This is a genomic window from uncultured Campylobacter sp., from assembly GCF_938015785.1.
GTDB lineage: Bacteria > Campylobacterota > Campylobacteria > Campylobacterales > Campylobacteraceae > Campylobacter_B.
In genome coordinates this window covers 1-14,532 of sequence record NZ_CALLWC010000027.1, presented here as the reverse complement: position 1 = coordinate 14,532, position 14,532 = coordinate 1, and the positions used below count along the sequence as shown (strand labels likewise).

Genomic DNA, 14,532 nt, shown 5'->3' with positions numbered 1-14,532 from the left:
ACGAAGCAAGCGCGCAGCTTTTAAAGCGTCTTGTGGATGCGGGTAAGGTCGTTTTCAGAGACGGTTTTTATGAGATCGCGAAAGGCTAGGGCGTTAAAATTTTAAAGGCTCTTTTGTGGCGCGGCGAGGGAAGGGCTTGAGTTTAGACGTTGTAGCAAACGGTGCTGCCGCACGTCTAGCTAGAGAGGCGGCGCAAGGAGAGCTAGAGTTAAATTTAGCGCCGAGTTGCGCTGCCGCCGCAAAGATGCTAGCACACTCGGTTTTAGGAAACGATGCTGCCGCGGCGTGCGTTGGTCTTTAATAGGGCTAAGCGGTGCTTAAAAGCGCCGTTAAATTATGAAATTTATACACGTCGCAAAGATACAGACCCCAAACGGCGCTTTTTGAGTGCCAGTGGATTATTGAAGCAGGCCGAATGGATAGCAAGAGCGGGTTTGGATCCGCAGAAAATCGCGAATGCACGCCTTTAAATTTAGCCTGCTTGCCGCGCTTGTTTGGGTTTTCTGCGTTCATTTTTGTGGATTTTATCGTCCGCGCGCCGAATGTGCGCCCATTACGCGATACTGCGCGCCCAAAGAGCTGTGATCGGATAGTATAAACGCCGCGAAATTTTATTGCATACTTCGGCTTTTAAATTTAAAATTTAGCCCGCAGAATTTGATTGTGCCGAAGTTTTGGCGTAGATCGCGCTAAAACTCCACGCCATAAATCATCGCAGCCGCTAAAATTTTAATTCGCGCCGTTTTGCCGCGATAAAATTCTATGAAATTTTTTTGAATGCTGGCCGCAAAATTTCAAGCCGTTGCGCGCTTTGCGGCGGCGCTAAAATTTTTACGCGATAGAATTTTGCAGCGGAATTTTACGCCGCGCGGCGTATCCGCTAGAGAGTGTTTGGGCGATAAAATTTTACGGCAGAGCTACGGGCAAAATTCTAAATCCAAAGTAAAATTTCGCCCGTTAAATTTACTGCGCGACTACTTTGTCGATCCAGTTAAAAAGCTCCTCAAGATCGTAATCGCCGGCGTGTCCTTGTCCCCAAGGCACCGCAAAATCGACGTTCTTACCTGCGTTTTGCAAGCTAAGCGCCAAAATAGCAGGGATCGCAAGCGCGGTATCGCGATCGCTCGCGCCGTGTCGGATGCGGTAATGCTTCGCGCCGTTTTCGTTGCGTACGAAGCTCATCGCATCCATCATCTCCACGATCCGCGCATCTGCGATTAGCACCCCTTTGGCGGGGTCATTCATCGCGCCAAAATCCGTAAAATGCGCTGCGTTAAATTTGGCGCCGCCAAACAGCTCGTTTTCGGGATTTTCAAGCGCGAAGCCGTCGAATGCGGGCGGGGTCTTGGCACGCGGTTCAGAGGTCGCGTAGCCCCAAAAGAGCATATGCGATTGCGATGCGTCGTCCTTGATCTTTGCAGCGAGGTATAGGGGCGCCTTCGCGCGCGGATTTTTCGCCGCAAAATCAGCAAACGAAGCCGATATGAGTCCGTTTATGTAATCTTTGAAGCTGCCGTCGCCGTTTTTATCCAGGCTTAGCGGGCGGCCGCCCCCGTCCTTTAAGTTTAGCGAGTTCAGATAGGCTGGGAATTGCGCCTTTAGCTCGTCTGAAATTTTAATCTGCGCCGCGCTTAGCTTCCCGCTTAGCATCTTGCGCGCGGGCTTTGCGGCGCTTTGATCCGCGCCTTTTTTTAGAATTTTTTTCAGTGCCGCTAGAATTTTCGCCGCGCTCGTTAAATCCCGCTGCATCAAGCCCGCTAAAATCCATCTTTTCATATTCGCTCTGCGCGCCGAACATCCACTCATACGCCGCGTCCGCGTGCTTTAGATTTGTGATCGGGCAGTATAGCGACGCCGCGTAAATTTTATCGCTCGCCTTCGCAGCGCCCAGCTCTTGCAGATACGGCTCGTACGCGGTCTCGTCCCCGCTCGCTCCTAAAAGCGCCGAGAGCGCTCCGCCTGCGCTCGTGCCGTTTGAGATGATCTTGTTCGCATCCCCCGGCATCGCCGCATCGTTAAATTTCAGATACCGCACGGCTGCTTTTAGATCTACGATCGCCGCGGGCGCCTTGCCGATATAATCGCCGTTTGCGTCCTTTAACGTGCGTCCGCGCGCTGCGGGAGCGGCTACGACGTAACCGCGCGAAAGCGCCGTAGCGATCGCGTTTGGTTTGCCGCTTTCGTCTATTTTGACCTCGCCCGCTTCGCCCGGCATGTAGCCGCCCACGCCGTTTGGCAAAAATATCGGCGCGCTCGCGGCGTCAAATTTACCGCTCTTGCGCCCCTCAAAATACTGCTGCGGGATGAAGATATTCATGCTCTGATAGCGCGCGCTTACGGGTTTTGCGACGTAGATTATGTTTTTGTAGGCGCGAAATTTTATCTTTTTGCCGCCTACGATCACGCTTTCTTGCGTAAAATTTGCGGCGTTAAATTTCAGATCTATTTGCGCGCTCTGCGCCGCGGCCTCGGCATTTAGGCTTAGCGCGCCGCAAAGTATCGCGACAGCGCCTAAGGCAAGGGATTTCTTACTCATTGAAGTATCCTTTCTGTTTTAATATTGCCGCTTTTAGTCCTTTAAGCAGCTTAATGACAAAGCTAATTTTAGCAAAACTCGGCGAATACTTAAATCCGCTGCGCGCCTAAATTTTGAAATTTAAATGCAAAGGCATCTGCAAGTTGAAAGAAATTTTAAACTCGAAGTGTTAATTTTAGTGGGTATTTGCAATCCGCCGCCGCAAAAGCTAGCTGCATCAAATTCTGCTCGTTAATTTATAAGCTTGAGCTGCGTTTCGAAGGCGGATTTGGGGTAGAGGCCGATGAGTTTTTTGACCGCTTTGCCGTTTTTATCGTAGATCACCGACGTAGGGGTGCCGAAAATGCCGCCTACGATGGTTTCAAAGTATTTTACGGAGTTTGCGCCGCTGACGCTTGGGAATTTTATCCCCTTTTCGCGAGCGACCGCGGCGTCGGCTTCCAAACCTTTACCATCGCCTAGAATGCCGATAATCAGCGCATCGCCGCTAGCTTGCAGCTCGTTTAGCGCGGGTACTTGGGCTTTGCACGCGCCGCAGCCGCTGGTATAGAAAAACAGCACGAACGGTTTATCGTTGCCCTCGATCTTTAGCGTGCGCTCGGAGGGGTCGAACTTGGAGGCTAGCGAGGTGCCGTCGCTGCTTAGATGGTGCTTCCATCCGTCGCAGCCTGCGAGCAGCAGCGCGAACACGGCGGCGGCAACTTTTAAATTTAAAAATTTTATCATCTAAAACTCGCCTTCGGGCGCGCTAAATCGGCCTTTAAATTTGCGTTTGAAATTTTAAAATTTGCGGCGCGATCTCTGCCGGAATTTATATCGTGGTATGCGTTGAAATTTATGTCTCGATACGCGCTGAGGCGTATGTCGCGATCCGCGTCGAAATCTGCGCCCGTAGTGTTTCGGCTTTTAAAATTTAGACTTTTAAAATTTTTACCCACTCCGCTCGGCTTCGCATCGGCGCTTGATCTTTCGAGGCAAATAGCTTCGGCGGGACGCGCGCAGCCAAGAGCCGCGCCTGCTCGCGCGAGCTTTGTGCGGATCCAAGAAGAGTGCGCGCAGGCGGTGAAATTTTTAAATTTTAACGCAGCTTTATTTTTCATCATGTGAGCTAAATTTTACGCACCGGAATTCTGCGCGTCCGAATTTTTAGTACCTTGATTTTCGCCGCTTAAATTTTTAGCGCCCCGATCTTCGCCGCTAGAGCTTTGCGAAGCGCTTTGGCTTAAATAGCAATCTGAAATTTTATCCTGCGAGCCGAGATTATGCTTCATCGTGCTTTGATCCAAAAGTTCTATTCGATCGAGCTTGCCGTGTCTTAGGCGTACCACTTTGTCGGCGAATTTACCGAGCTCTTCGTTGTGCGTGACCAAAAGCAGCGTCTTGCCCTCGCTGCGAAGCGTTTGAAAGAGCTGCAAAACCACGCGCTCGTTGGCCTCATCGAGGTTGCCCGTAGGTTCATCCGCGATGATGATGTCGGGATCATTGATGAGTGCGCGCGCGATGCAGACGCGCTGCTGCTCGCCGCCGCTAAGCTCGCTAGGGCGGTGCGTGATGCGGTGTCCGAGCCCTACTTTCTCAAGTGCTGCCTTGGCGCTGTCCTCGTCCACGCAGCTGTGGTAGTATTGATTTAACATGACGTTTTCGACGGCCGTTAGGTAGGGGATTAGGTGAAACTGCTGAAACACGAGGCCGATCTTTTTGCGGCGAAATTCTAAAATTTGCTCGTCGTTTAGCGCACTCGCGTCGGCTCCGCCTAGGATATATCTGCCCGCGGTGGGGGTGTCCATCAGGCTTAGGATATTTACGAGTGTGCTCTTGCCGCTGCCGCTTGGACCCATTATGCTGACCCACTCGCCGCTTAAAACGTCGAAGCTGATATTGTCGAGCGCCTTGACCTCGCCGAAGTATTTGCAGATGCCTTCAAATTTTAAAATTTCCATGTCATTCCCTTAATAGATTCGCTAAATTCGGATTCAGCGCCTTTTTGATCGGATAGTAGCTTGCCGCGAGCGCAAAAATCAGGCTCAGCGCAACCGCCGCAAAGAGGCTAATCAGCCTGAAATCCACGCTGCTTGAAAATATCAGATGCCCCAGCAAGATCGCGAGCAGGTATCCCACGAATACCCCCACTAGCGAGCCTGCGACGCAGACTGTTAAAATTTCGCTCAGGATTAGGTGGAGCAAATTTTGTTTGCTCGCGCCGATTGCGCGGATGAGCGCAAACTCTTTGATGCGCGAAAGCAGGATCGAGCTAAGGCTCGTGTTGATGCAGACCGAGGTGATCAGAAGGATCGTAATGCCGATAAGAAGCATCAAAAGCTTGATTTTGTTTAAGATGATGCCCTGGGTCTTGGATACCTTGCCGATCGGCGCGAAGCTCATCTGCGCGTCGCTCAGGCTCTTTGAAATTTCGCTAAGCTGCTTAAAATCGCCGCTTACGATCGCTTCGGCGTAATTTACCTGCGCAGGCTGATTTAAAATTTTTTGCGCCAGCGGCAGCGAGATTAGCAGCATGCCGTCCTCTTTCTGCCCGTCATAGACGATGCCTTTTATCTTTACCTTGCTCGTTTCGTTTGAGCCGATCGGCGTAATCTCGATACTGTCGCCGAGCTTCGCGCCCAAAAGTTTGGCGAGATCCTGCCCGATGAGGGCGTTTTTATCGTCGAAATCCACGCCGATAAACGAGCCCTCTTTGAGATCCAAAAACGGCATCGTATCGCGCAGAGAGGAGAAATTTACTCCCATGATGATGCCTGAGTTTACGCCTAAATTTGCGCTACCGAAAAGGTATTTATTCGCGCTTTTTAGAGCTGGAATTTTGGCAAATTTTGCATCGAGTGCCGCTTCGTCCATATGGGAATTTTCTAAATTTGCGGGGCTTACGATTAAATTTGCGCCGTAGCTGTTTAACTCGCTGGCGACCTTTTTATCGATGTCGGCGTAGATATTTACGAACGCCGCACAAACTGCGCTGCCTAGCATTATCGCGACAAAAATCACGAAGCTGCGAATGCCGCTGTTGATGATACTTTTAAAGATCGCGCCTCTAAAAAATGCGCCGTTATTTCCTACCATAAAGCACCTCCGCAGGCAGTAGCTTGATCACTCCGCGTAGCGGTAAGATCGAGCCGATAATGCAAATAAGGAGTCCAAAGACGATGCTAAGCGGAAAGACCATCAGCGACACGCCGATGAATGAGCCGAAAATTTGATACGCGATCGCCCAGCTAAGCGCATAGCCCACGACTGCGCCCACGAGCGAGCTAAGTATGCAGATGACGAAAATTTCGGCGGCGAACTGGATATAGATCATAAAGTTACTTGCTCCCAGCGCCTTAAGCAGGCCGATCTCCTTTTTACGTTTGTAAATTTCGCTGCTTAGCAGGCTCGTGATGCAGATGCTTGAAATCAGCAGTGACAAGATGCTTACGACGCCCATTAAATTTTGAATTTTTTTCGTGATACCGCTTTGAGCTTCGCTGACGCTAAGTACCGCCTTAGCAGTTGCATTTGGATACTCCTCGGTGATCTGATATGCGATGGAGCTAACGTATGCCGAGCAATACCAAGTATCGTATTCTGTGGCGTCCAGGTTATCGAGACTCCTTCTTGCCTTTACGGACAGATCGTCTTCTGGGATCGTCATGGCGCTAACTTCGGCTTTGGCGATGAGGCCCTCTTTGTGCGTTAGTTTTTGCACTAGCGATAAATTTGCGATCAGCTTTTTAGCTTCATCCTCCGCGCCGTGCAAAATCCCAACGACTTTAGCCTCATAATCTCCAAGCTTAACCGTATCGCCGATCTTTAGTCCAAGCCCGTCTCCTGCGAGCACCTCATTCTCGGCGCCGTCTTTTACCCACTGCCCCTCTACGCTCCAAAATGGATAGAGCGAGCGCACGCCCGATCTGAAATCAGGCTCGTCGCTAACGCCCACGTCCTTTTCAAAGTAGGTTCCCACGACGTCGTAATCTCCTGCGCGGGTAGTTAAAAAAGGCGCAAAGGCGGTGATATTGTTGCGCCAAAAAATTTCTTTGATCTTATGTAGCTCGCTCTCTTTTAAGAAATCGTCGTTCTTAAGCGGAGAGTATTCTCGCCCGCCGATCTCGATGCTTAGGCTTTGCGAACGCGGCAGCACGACGATATTTGAGCCGTAGCTGCGTAGCTCCTTAGCGACCTGATCGCCGATTTTTAGCGTGATATTTAGCATGCAAGCGATCAGTGAGACCGATAAAAATATCGTCAAAAACGCTAAAATTTTGCTATCCCTGGAGTTTAAAATGGAGGATTTGATGATGCGTAAAAACATTATTTAAGCTCCTTTAGCGTGCCGTTTTCATCTACATAGCGCTCGGGGTGCGCGGTGAAGGCGTTTGCATTCGCTTCGCTTTCAAAAAAGTAGGTGCGTCCGTAGTAAAGATAGCTAAATTTAGAGGTGTTTAAAATTTCTTTTCTACTGACCGGATCGATTACCTTTTTATCCACGATCTCCGAGAAATAGGACGCGCCGTCCTCGATCGTCTTAAGCGCGATGACGATATTTTGCCCCTCTAGCTTATAATCCAGCGGGATCGGATTGCAGCCGCCCAGCTTGCCGACGCTTGGTAAAAAGATACGCACGTTGCAAGCGATGCAGATGAGCTCGTCGCCTTTTTTGATATAGCCCATATCGCCGCAGATCGAGCACGCGTCAAAAACCGCGACCGGGGCAAATTTGTCCGTGAAGCGGTTTAGTAGAAAAAACCTGACCTTATGCCCGTCGTCGGTGACGTAGGCAAAGCGGTGCAGCTTGCCGTCCTTTACGATGCTTGCATCGATTATGAATTCCGCGCCTTGCGGCTCGATGATCTTAGGCTCATCGATCGTAGGCGGTTTTGAAGCGACCAAGATATAATAAAGCCCCAAAAAGCTGATTAAAACCCCAAGCGATAAGATCAGGCTAAAATCTCTAAAAATGGCGAATCTGCCCGCCTTAACCTCTCTAAATTTTATAATGTCCGCTTCGCGAGGCACTCGACCTGGCGCACGAAATGCCGTAAGTAGCGCAATTAGCGCGGCTATAAGGCAAAGGGCTAGCGTCAGATAGGAGTTGTTGTAATGGATGATTTTAGCGATGACGCTTAGAAACTCAGACGAGCCGATCGCGTTTGAAAGCCCTTCAAAACCCTTCGCAGCTAGAGCTTTGGGCGCGTCTGCCTGGCGCAGATCAAGACCTAAAAAGCCGATTTTAGCGATAAAAGCAAACACCCAGGCAAGAGCGAAAGACACTAGCTTTGCGCCTCTGCTCGCGCGCGCTAGAGCTGAGCGATAAATAAAATAGAATAAAATGAGCGCCAGCGCACCTAAAACCGCCATGAAGAGGTTGGTTAGGCTGAAGCTGTCCAGTAGCTCGCCGGAGAAAATTTTAAAATTCATCCCTATGAAGCGGTATTCAAATCCATACGCGCAGCCAAGAGCAAAAATAACTGCAGCGGTAAGATAGAATCGCTTAAGCCTAAACGCAAACAGTAGCGCTAACAGCGCCAAGAGCGCGAGCGCGTCAAATATAATCTTGCCTGTATCGGCGTTTGCCGAGCGCGCAAATGCGCTAAAGCACAGCGCCCCGAATGCAGCTCCCAAAAGCGCGGGCAAAAACGATGCGCTGATAAAGCGCCTGCCGCCCAGATACGCGCTTAAAAATGCAAGCGGAAACAGAGCCAAGCTAACGTGATAAAAAAATATCGTCATCAAAAATCCTCATCGAGCCTAATGCGCGTAAATCGCCTATAATTGCTTAAATTTTAAAATTTTAAAACCTACGCCATTTTGTAAATTTTAAAATTTCAAATCCGCTTGCAAAAAATTTGCAGCGTCAAGAGCCGCCCGCAAAGAAAAATTTCGCCTCGCTATTGCTTTGGTTTTATCTCGTCCTTGCGGTGCGCTAAATTTTAAAATTTTGCCGCAGCTAAAAAGATTCGTAAGCTTAAACGCATTAAAGCAAAAACGATGCGCTTTGGCTGCGGCGTAGTGGCAAATTTAAACGGGCTAAAGTAACCGCCTTAAATTTAAAGCGTGCGGCTAAACCCAATACCGCTAGAGCTCCGCCAAAACGGACTCGGCGGAGCCTGCTACGATTTACTCTTTAGGAGCGCCTGTGTATTGGAAGGTATATTTAACTGAGAACGGCTCCCACCATTTGCCTACGCCGGTCGCTTTGTCTGCGTGGCGACCGAATCCGTTGGCGCTTGGATTTTCGATGTTGTAGGTTAGCTCGTAGTTGCCTACACCGTTTACCATCTTGATATTGGCGCCGTAGTGAGGGCCGTCGCTAGCTACCATCGGCATGAAATTTCCCTTTTGAATCTTGCCGGTATCTAGGTTTTTAAGCACGTAAGCGATCTTTAGGTAAGGGATCCACTCGCCCTCGCCAAATCCGTTTGCGTTGCCTTTGATAGCGTGGATATCCGCCTCAAGGTGGATGTCCGCTTTGCTAGGAGCTAGATCGATGCCTTTAGGCTCCATATCGATAGGCTGAAGATAAACTGCGGCGATCTCCATTCCATTTTGCTCGATAGGCTCTCCGATTGGATGCTCTCCCGCCATTGCTATAACAGAGGCTAGGCTTAGCGCCAACATACCTGAAAAAATCTTTTTCATCTTTTCTCTCCTTATTAAGATTTGTTTCTTTGCTTGTTTTTTAAGATTAAAATTCCTGCGATTAGAAGCACGATCATCACCGCCTGCGGCACGAGGCTCTGGACGTAAGGATAAAATCCGATCCACGTAATCGTTGGAAGCCCATCTATTACGGTAGGCACAAATACCTTGCCCTCGACTAGCTCCATCACGCCCTTGCCCACAAATACGACGGACATATAAAAGATAATGACCGATGTAGCGATGAAGAACGGCTTGATAGCGATTTTAAGCGAGAATTTTTTGATGACGATATAAACTATGATAAGAGCCGCCAGACCCGCTACGAAGCCTGCTGCTACCATGCTGGTGGCTGCCGGACTTTTAGCATCGAAAAGTAGTGCCAGATAAAATAGCACAGTCTCTGCACCCTCGCGATAAACCGCTAAAAACACCGTCCACCAAAGCATCTTGCTATCGCCCGAGCTTAGGCTGCTTGAAATTTGACCTTGGATATAGGCGCTCCACTTTTTGGAGCTTGCATTTGAAAGAAGCCAAAAGCCCACGTAAAATAACAGCACCACGGCGATTAACATCACCGCGCCCTCCATCACTTCGCGCGTTTGCCCTGCATTTTCGCTACCAAAGATATAATTCAGCCCGTAAGCCGTAGCGATACTTAGCACAACCGCGACGCCAAGAGCGCTGTAAACGATATTTAGGTGCTTTGAATTGCCTGATTTTATAAGTAGAGCGATGACTGCGGCTACGATAATGAGCGCTTCAAATCCTTCACGCAAGATGATGATAAACGCGTATAAGAATAGATCCCAATTGCTTGATTTCTTCGTTAGCTCTAGGCTTTGGGTAAGCTGATCAAATAGCTTATTTTGCGCCGCTACAATCTGCTCTTTGGAAGCGCCCGCGCGCATAAGAGCTGAAATTTTATTAAAACTTGCTTCGGTGTCTAGCTTAAGCTGAGTATTTTTAGCACCGACGATATTCTCCATGCCGCTCTCTTCGTATTCATCAAAGTAGATATTACCGCTCTCGTCGATCGCATCATCAACCTTGCCGCTCTCGTAAAGCTGCAAAACCTTAGCCATCTTATCCTTGATATTTTGCACAATCGGCGTAAAATCCTTGCCCTCATCTTCGCTAGTATCGCTTTGTGCTAACGCAGTCTGTGGCGCTATGGAGTAGCTTTCTTGCGGCAAATCATTTACGGCTTTTAATGCTAGATTATCTAGAGCGTTTATCGCTTCGTCAAATTTTGATTTGTCCGTATCTGCATCCTCGCGCAAGAGATTTCCGATGATTTGCTGGATTGATTGATCGGTCTGAGATGAGACATATTTTCGTACCGCTTCCTCTAGGCGTTCGTTGCGGTAGATATCAAATTTCGCGCGATTTAGCGCAGCTTTTAGCGCAGCAGCGTCTTTCTTATCAAACGCAGCTTTAGCGTTATCCAGCTCAGTCTTAAATTCCGTATAGACGCTCATCCACGGCGAAGTTGTACCGGATGCTGCGGAATTCCCGCCTGAGGCTGGCGCAGAAGTGCTGCCATCGCCTCCGTCTTGATACTCGGCTACGAGACGATGACCAGATTCAATCACAGGCAGAACCTCGTCAATCTCGCGATTTAGATTATCGATCATTGCTTGGATCTCATTTAGAGGCTTTTCAGCTTTGATCGCTTTACGGATATCGCCGAATTGCTTCTCCATATCGTAGGATTTTTTCTGACTTAAATTTATGCGAATGCCGGCTTCTAAATTTTCAAAATGCCCGAAATACGCCTCTTGGGTTATCTTTCTGGCCTCCGAGTTATTGCCGTCTACATAAAATTTAACCGCCTGGGCAAATTTTTCTTTAATCGCCGCCGCTTCGGCGCGATAATCGGTCTGCGCCAGCAACATGCAAAATGGAAAAATAAGAGCCAAAATCGCAAATTTAAAAAATTTCATCTGAACCTTCTTAAGTTAAATTTATACATTAAATTTCAAAATTAAGTAACAATTATATGTAGAAAAATCTTAAAAAGTAATAAAAAAAGCGGTTATCATAAAGCACGAAAGCGGCTAAATTCTCAATTGCAAGAGCTTTTTGATAGATGGAATTTAATAGAATTTAGGATATGACGGAATTTTAAATGGCAGTCGGATTTTACTCCGACCGCTAAAATTTTAATGAAGTTTCGACCAAATTTTGCTTTTCCAAAGACCTGCAAAAACAGAAAGGATCAAGAAATAAATCATAATATTTATGGTTGTAGCTTCACGCTCGGCTTTTTTGCTATCGCCTACGTCAGCTAGATATTCCACGACCTTGGCTTCAGCGTTTTCGTTCAAGCCTACGCGCGGCATCGAAGTGCCTGGAAGCTTCTTTTGCGTATCATTGATAAACTCGTGTAGATAGTTGGCGCCTTTAGAACGGATCATCATCGAAAGATCAGGAGGCGTCGAGCCCATATACGCAGCCAGGCTAGCCCTATCGCTGGATGCAAAGAGCTTATCATATTTGACGTCGTGGCATCTTAGACAAGCATCCTCAAAAACCGCCTTGCTTAAAAGGAATTTTTTCTGCGCTTCATTTAGTTCGGTGCCTTGCTTGATACCGCTAGCAGCAGCCTCAGAGGCAATTAGCTTATCCTCGCTAGGAGTGAGCGACTTTAGATAGGCTACGATATCGGCGATCTCTTGATTTAGATCACCGCCCGCACCGAAAAACCCGGGCATCGGAAAAGGTTTTTCGTCGCCAAATTTCTGATCTAGCTTAAGAGCCATGATCGGATTTTTGATGAGTGCAGCTAAGAATTTATCGGTGTATAGATAGCCTGCGCTGCTAAGATCCGGAGGATTGACGCCGTATGCGGCACTAGCGCTTGCTGCGTCCATAGGGGCGGGGATATTTGCACTTTTTACTCCATGACATGCGGTGCAGCCTGCATTTGTAAAGGTTTCGGCGCCGCGCACGGCATCGCCTTTGCTAAGATCTATTTTATTTATCTCGTCCCAAAAAAGCACCGTTTTGTCTTGTTGCTCTTTCGCGCTGGCAAGGGCTTTTTTAGAATTTTTTATCATCGTCTCATCTCCGCCCTTTTCAGCTGCGGCCAAAGCGCTTTCTGCTGCGGCTACGTTATGCGCAGCTAAAGCCGTATCGCCTGCTGCAAAATCGTAATTTACCGGATCGGTGTGCGGACTAAGCTTAGTATGAGCATAAGGCTCAATAAACCAGTATAAAATTCCCACACAAAAAAGCACCAAGATTAGGGTTCTTATCTCTTTCATGGCTAGACCCTCTTTCTTTCTGCGATTGTAATTAACGGAAGCACTACGACAAGCAATCCGATATAGATGATTGATAAAGCAAAGCCCCAGTATTTATTTTCGATACCAAGCTCCGCGCCGTCTGCAGGAAGCTTGCCGAAGAGGCTAAGCAGGATCATATCTATCACTAAGACCCAAAACCAAATGAAAAACGCCTTGTTTTTGTGCGCGGGTGCTACTACGCTACTGCGATCAAATAGCGGTATGAAAAATAACGAAACTCCGGCGAATGCAAATGCGATAAGCCCGATGTCGGCGGCCTTAAGCGGTCCTACGTCGAAGTAAAATCCGCGCAGAATTTCATATTCCCAGAGGAAGTACCACTCCGGATAGATATGCGTCGGGGTTTTGAGGCTGTTTGCCGGCTCGAAATTTATCGGATCCATCGCAAAATCGAAGTGAAAGCCGACCAGATAAAAGAAAAATATCATAAAGATACTGACGTAGAAAAAATCCTTCGCCAAAAAGCCCGGCCAAAACGGAATTACCTTGCTTTCGCTAGTTTTGCCCTGCAGATACTTCTCACCCTCGAGCTCAAAGTCAATCTCCTCGCCGTCTAGGTTATTTACATGCGGAAATCTAAGCGAATAGAAATGCACCGCCAGCACCGCAACCACCACGAGAGGCAGTAAACAGACGTGAAGCATAAAAAATCGCGTCAGCGTCGGATCACTAACAGCATAATCGCCGCGAATCCATTCGACTATTGCATCGCCAACTACTGGAATTCCACCAAAAAGATTAGTAATAACCATCGCTGCCCAGTAGCTCATTTGCCCCCATGGAAGCATATAGCCGCTAAAAGCCTCAGCCGAAAAGATGATGAAAAGCAGCATTCCGCTTACCCAAATCATCTCTCGTCCTTGCTTATACGAGCGGTAATATATAGCTACTAAAGTATGAATGTATAAGATCAAAAATACAACCGATGCCGATACTGCGTGGATATGTCGCCATAGCCAGCCGTATTCGACCTCCTTCATAATCGTGAAATTTACGCTATCAAATGCTAAATTTACATCCGGCTTATAATACATCACGAGCATTAGTCCACTAACGAACAAAACTATAAATAGCGTCATCGAAATAACGCCCATCGCCCAAAGGAAGCTGATATTTTTAGGAATCCAATACTCGCTTACCATCACCTTGAAAAATTTCGTTACGGCGAGCCTTTGGTCGAACCAATCCCAAACTCCCGTAGCTTTTCTTATATGTGCCATCTGCGCCTCCTATGCTTTCTGCTTTAGGGCTTGGTATTCGGGGCCCTCTTCGCCTAAAACGAGTTTCGTTCCGTCGATTTTAAAGGGCGGTATATCCATAGGACGCGGCGGCGGACCGAATACGTTTACGCCGTTAGCATCGAAAATCCCGCCGTGACATGCACAGATGAACTGCTGCGTCGATGGCTTGTAGCTAGGAATACAGCCTAAATGCGTGCAAAGCCCGATGCAAAGCGTATATCTAGCATCTCCTACGACGACGTCGCGGGCATCATTTTTGGGCATATCGGCAGTCTTTTTAAGCACGAAAATCGGCTTTTTGCGCCACTGCGTTTGATAAAGCTCGCCCTCTTTGATCGGACTTAAATCTACCGTAGTGACTCCGGCGGCGCGCACGCTAGGTAGCGGATCCCACGATTTCTTCATCCCCACGAGTGCGAAAACGCCACCCACAGCGGCAACCGCGCCGAAAGTAAGCCCGATAAAGCCTCGTCTATCCTGTTTTAGATCAGACATCTTTATCCTTTCAAATTAAGAAATTGACAAGCGTCAATTTTAGCCAAATAAAGATTAAATCCATATGATTATAAGCAGAAATTTAGCTTAACCTTGCAAGCTAAATTATATTTTAAGATAATTTTAATGCCTAGCGAGGCGTTTTCGCAGTTTAAAATTTTATAAATTTTCAAATTCTATCATGTTCTATCATGGCGCGGAATTTAAAATTTTAAAATTTTGTCGCGCAAAAGTTGCTGCGACAATAGCGTGCAAAATTTTAAAATTTCGACATCATAAATAAAATTTCATAAAGCGCGAGATTTTAAATTTTAAA

Annotated in this window: 14 protein-coding genes and 1 pseudogene; 1 reads left to right on the top strand and 14 read right to left on the bottom strand. The window is 47.8% G+C overall.

Annotation, left to right across the window (positions count from 1 at the left end; genetic code table 11):
* The first annotated feature begins 136 nt into the window (after positions 1-136).
* Entirely contained in the window at positions 137-301 is a 165-nt protein-coding gene (locus tag Q0393_RS03585) for a hypothetical protein (protein ID WP_298977962.1), read from the top strand.
* A gap of 5 nt (positions 302-306) precedes the next feature.
* Here Q0393_RS03585 and Q0393_RS03580 read toward each other — a convergent pair whose 3' ends face one another.
* The 14 genes and pseudogenes from Q0393_RS03580 to petA form a co-directional block, all read right to left on the bottom strand.
* On the bottom strand, positions 307-513 hold the full coding sequence (locus tag Q0393_RS03580) for a hypothetical protein (RefSeq protein WP_298977960.1): 207 nt from the start codon (positions 511-513) through the stop codon (positions 307-309).
* A 450-nt stretch (positions 514-963) separates the two neighbouring features.
* The gene (locus Q0393_RS10750; RefSeq protein ID WP_367179170.1) at positions 964-1,650 is read right to left on the bottom strand and encodes a hypothetical protein; all 687 of its coding nucleotides are present in this window, start codon (positions 1,648-1,650) and stop codon (positions 964-966) included.
* Complete coding sequence (locus Q0393_RS10745) at positions 1,616-2,536, bottom strand: subtype B tannase (RefSeq protein ID WP_367179169.1); 921 nt, start codon at positions 2,534-2,536, stop codon at positions 1,616-1,618. The genes Q0393_RS10750 and Q0393_RS10745 overlap by 35 nt, the downstream gene beginning before the upstream one ends.
* Positions 2,537-2,767: 231 nt before the next feature.
* Complete coding sequence (locus Q0393_RS03570) at positions 2,768-3,262, bottom strand: TlpA disulfide reductase family protein (protein ID WP_298977958.1); 495 nt, start codon at positions 3,260-3,262, stop codon at positions 2,768-2,770.
* Complete coding sequence (locus tag Q0393_RS03565) at positions 3,259-3,636, bottom strand: hypothetical protein (protein WP_298977956.1); 378 nt, start codon at positions 3,634-3,636, stop codon at positions 3,259-3,261. Before Q0393_RS03565 ends, Q0393_RS03570 begins: the two co-directional genes overlap by 4 nt.
* A gap of 201 nt (positions 3,637-3,837) precedes the next feature.
* Positions 3,838-4,476, bottom strand: a pseudogene (locus Q0393_RS03560) (ABC transporter ATP-binding protein); the annotation flags it as partial.
* 1 nt (position 4,477) lies between these two features.
* Positions 4,478-5,611, bottom strand: a complete 1,134-nt coding sequence (locus tag Q0393_RS03555) for an FtsX-like permease family protein (RefSeq protein WP_297998098.1) — start codon at positions 5,609-5,611, stop codon at positions 4,478-4,480.
* Complete coding sequence (locus tag Q0393_RS03550; protein WP_298977955.1) at positions 5,598-6,842, bottom strand: ABC transporter permease; 1,245 nt, start codon at positions 6,840-6,842, stop codon at positions 5,598-5,600. Before Q0393_RS03550 ends, Q0393_RS03555 begins: the two co-directional genes overlap by 14 nt.
* Entirely contained in the window at positions 6,842-8,260 is a 1,419-nt protein-coding gene (locus Q0393_RS03545) for a Fe-S-containing protein (protein ID WP_298977954.1), read from the bottom strand. The genes Q0393_RS03550 and Q0393_RS03545 overlap by 1 nt, the downstream gene beginning before the upstream one ends.
* A 387-nt stretch (positions 8,261-8,647) precedes the next feature.
* Positions 8,648-9,169 (bottom strand): iron transporter, encoded by a 522-nt coding sequence (locus Q0393_RS03540; protein WP_005869331.1) that lies wholly within the window; start codon positions 9,167-9,169, stop codon positions 8,648-8,650.
* A 14-nt stretch (positions 9,170-9,183) separates the two neighbouring features.
* Complete coding sequence (locus Q0393_RS03535) at positions 9,184-11,115, bottom strand: FTR1 family protein (RefSeq protein ID WP_298977953.1); 1,932 nt, start codon at positions 11,113-11,115, stop codon at positions 9,184-9,186.
* Positions 11,116-11,334: 219 nt separating this feature from the next.
* Positions 11,335-12,438: a c-type cytochrome gene (locus tag Q0393_RS03530; RefSeq protein WP_298977952.1), complete on the bottom strand. Its 1,104-nt coding sequence runs from the start codon at positions 12,436-12,438 to the stop codon at positions 11,335-11,337.
* A gap of 2 nt (positions 12,439-12,440) precedes the next feature.
* Positions 12,441-13,700 carry a cytochrome bc complex cytochrome b subunit gene (locus Q0393_RS03525; RefSeq protein ID WP_298977951.1) on the bottom strand — a complete coding sequence of 420 codons (1,260 nt, stop codon included), beginning with the start codon at positions 13,698-13,700 and terminating at the stop codon, positions 12,441-12,443.
* Positions 13,701-13,709: 9 nt separating this feature from the next.
* Entirely contained in the window at positions 13,710-14,216 is a 507-nt protein-coding gene (gene petA / locus Q0393_RS03520; protein WP_177387024.1) for a ubiquinol-cytochrome c reductase iron-sulfur subunit, read from the bottom strand.
* Positions 14,217-14,532: the final 316 nt, after the last annotated feature.

Bases quoted from the DNA above. Each gene is read 5' to 3' on its own strand.
- Q0393_RS03580 (WP_298977960.1), bottom strand. From the start codon at position 513: ATGAACGCAGAAAACCCAAACAAGCGCGGCAAGCAGGCTAAATTTAAA.
- Q0393_RS10750 (WP_367179170.1), bottom strand. From the start codon at position 1,650: ATGCTAAGCGGGAAGCTAAGCGCGGCGCAGATTAAAATTTCAGACGAG.
- Q0393_RS10745 (WP_367179169.1), bottom strand. From the start codon at position 2,536: ATGAGTAAGAAATCCCTTGCCTTAGGCGCTGTCGCGATACTTTGCGGC.
- Q0393_RS03570 (WP_298977958.1), bottom strand. From the start codon at position 3,262: ATGATAAAATTTTTAAATTTAAAAGTTGCCGCCGCCGTGTTCGCGCTG.
- Q0393_RS03565 (WP_298977956.1), bottom strand. From the start codon at position 3,636: ATGAAAAATAAAGCTGCGTTAAAATTTAAAAATTTCACCGCCTGCGCG.
- Q0393_RS03555 (WP_297998098.1), bottom strand. From the start codon at position 5,611: ATGGTAGGAAATAACGGCGCATTTTTTAGAGGCGCGATCTTTAAAAGT.
- Q0393_RS03550 (WP_298977955.1), bottom strand. From the start codon at position 6,842: ATGTTTTTACGCATCATCAAATCCTCCATTTTAAACTCCAGGGATAGC.
- Q0393_RS03545 (WP_298977954.1), bottom strand. From the start codon at position 8,260: ATGACGATATTTTTTTATCACGTTAGCTTGGCTCTGTTTCCGCTTGCA.
- Q0393_RS03540 (WP_005869331.1), bottom strand. From the start codon at position 9,169: ATGAAAAAGATTTTTTCAGGTATGTTGGCGCTAAGCCTAGCCTCTGTT.
- Q0393_RS03535 (WP_298977953.1), bottom strand. From the start codon at position 11,115: ATGAAATTTTTTAAATTTGCGATTTTGGCTCTTATTTTTCCATTTTGC.
- Q0393_RS03530 (WP_298977952.1), bottom strand. From the start codon at position 12,438: ATGAAAGAGATAAGAACCCTAATCTTGGTGCTTTTTTGTGTGGGAATT.
- Q0393_RS03525 (WP_298977951.1), bottom strand. From the start codon at position 13,700: ATGGCACATATAAGAAAAGCTACGGGAGTTTGGGATTGGTTCGACCAA.
- petA (WP_177387024.1), bottom strand. From the start codon at position 14,216: ATGTCTGATCTAAAACAGGATAGACGAGGCTTTATCGGGCTTACTTTC.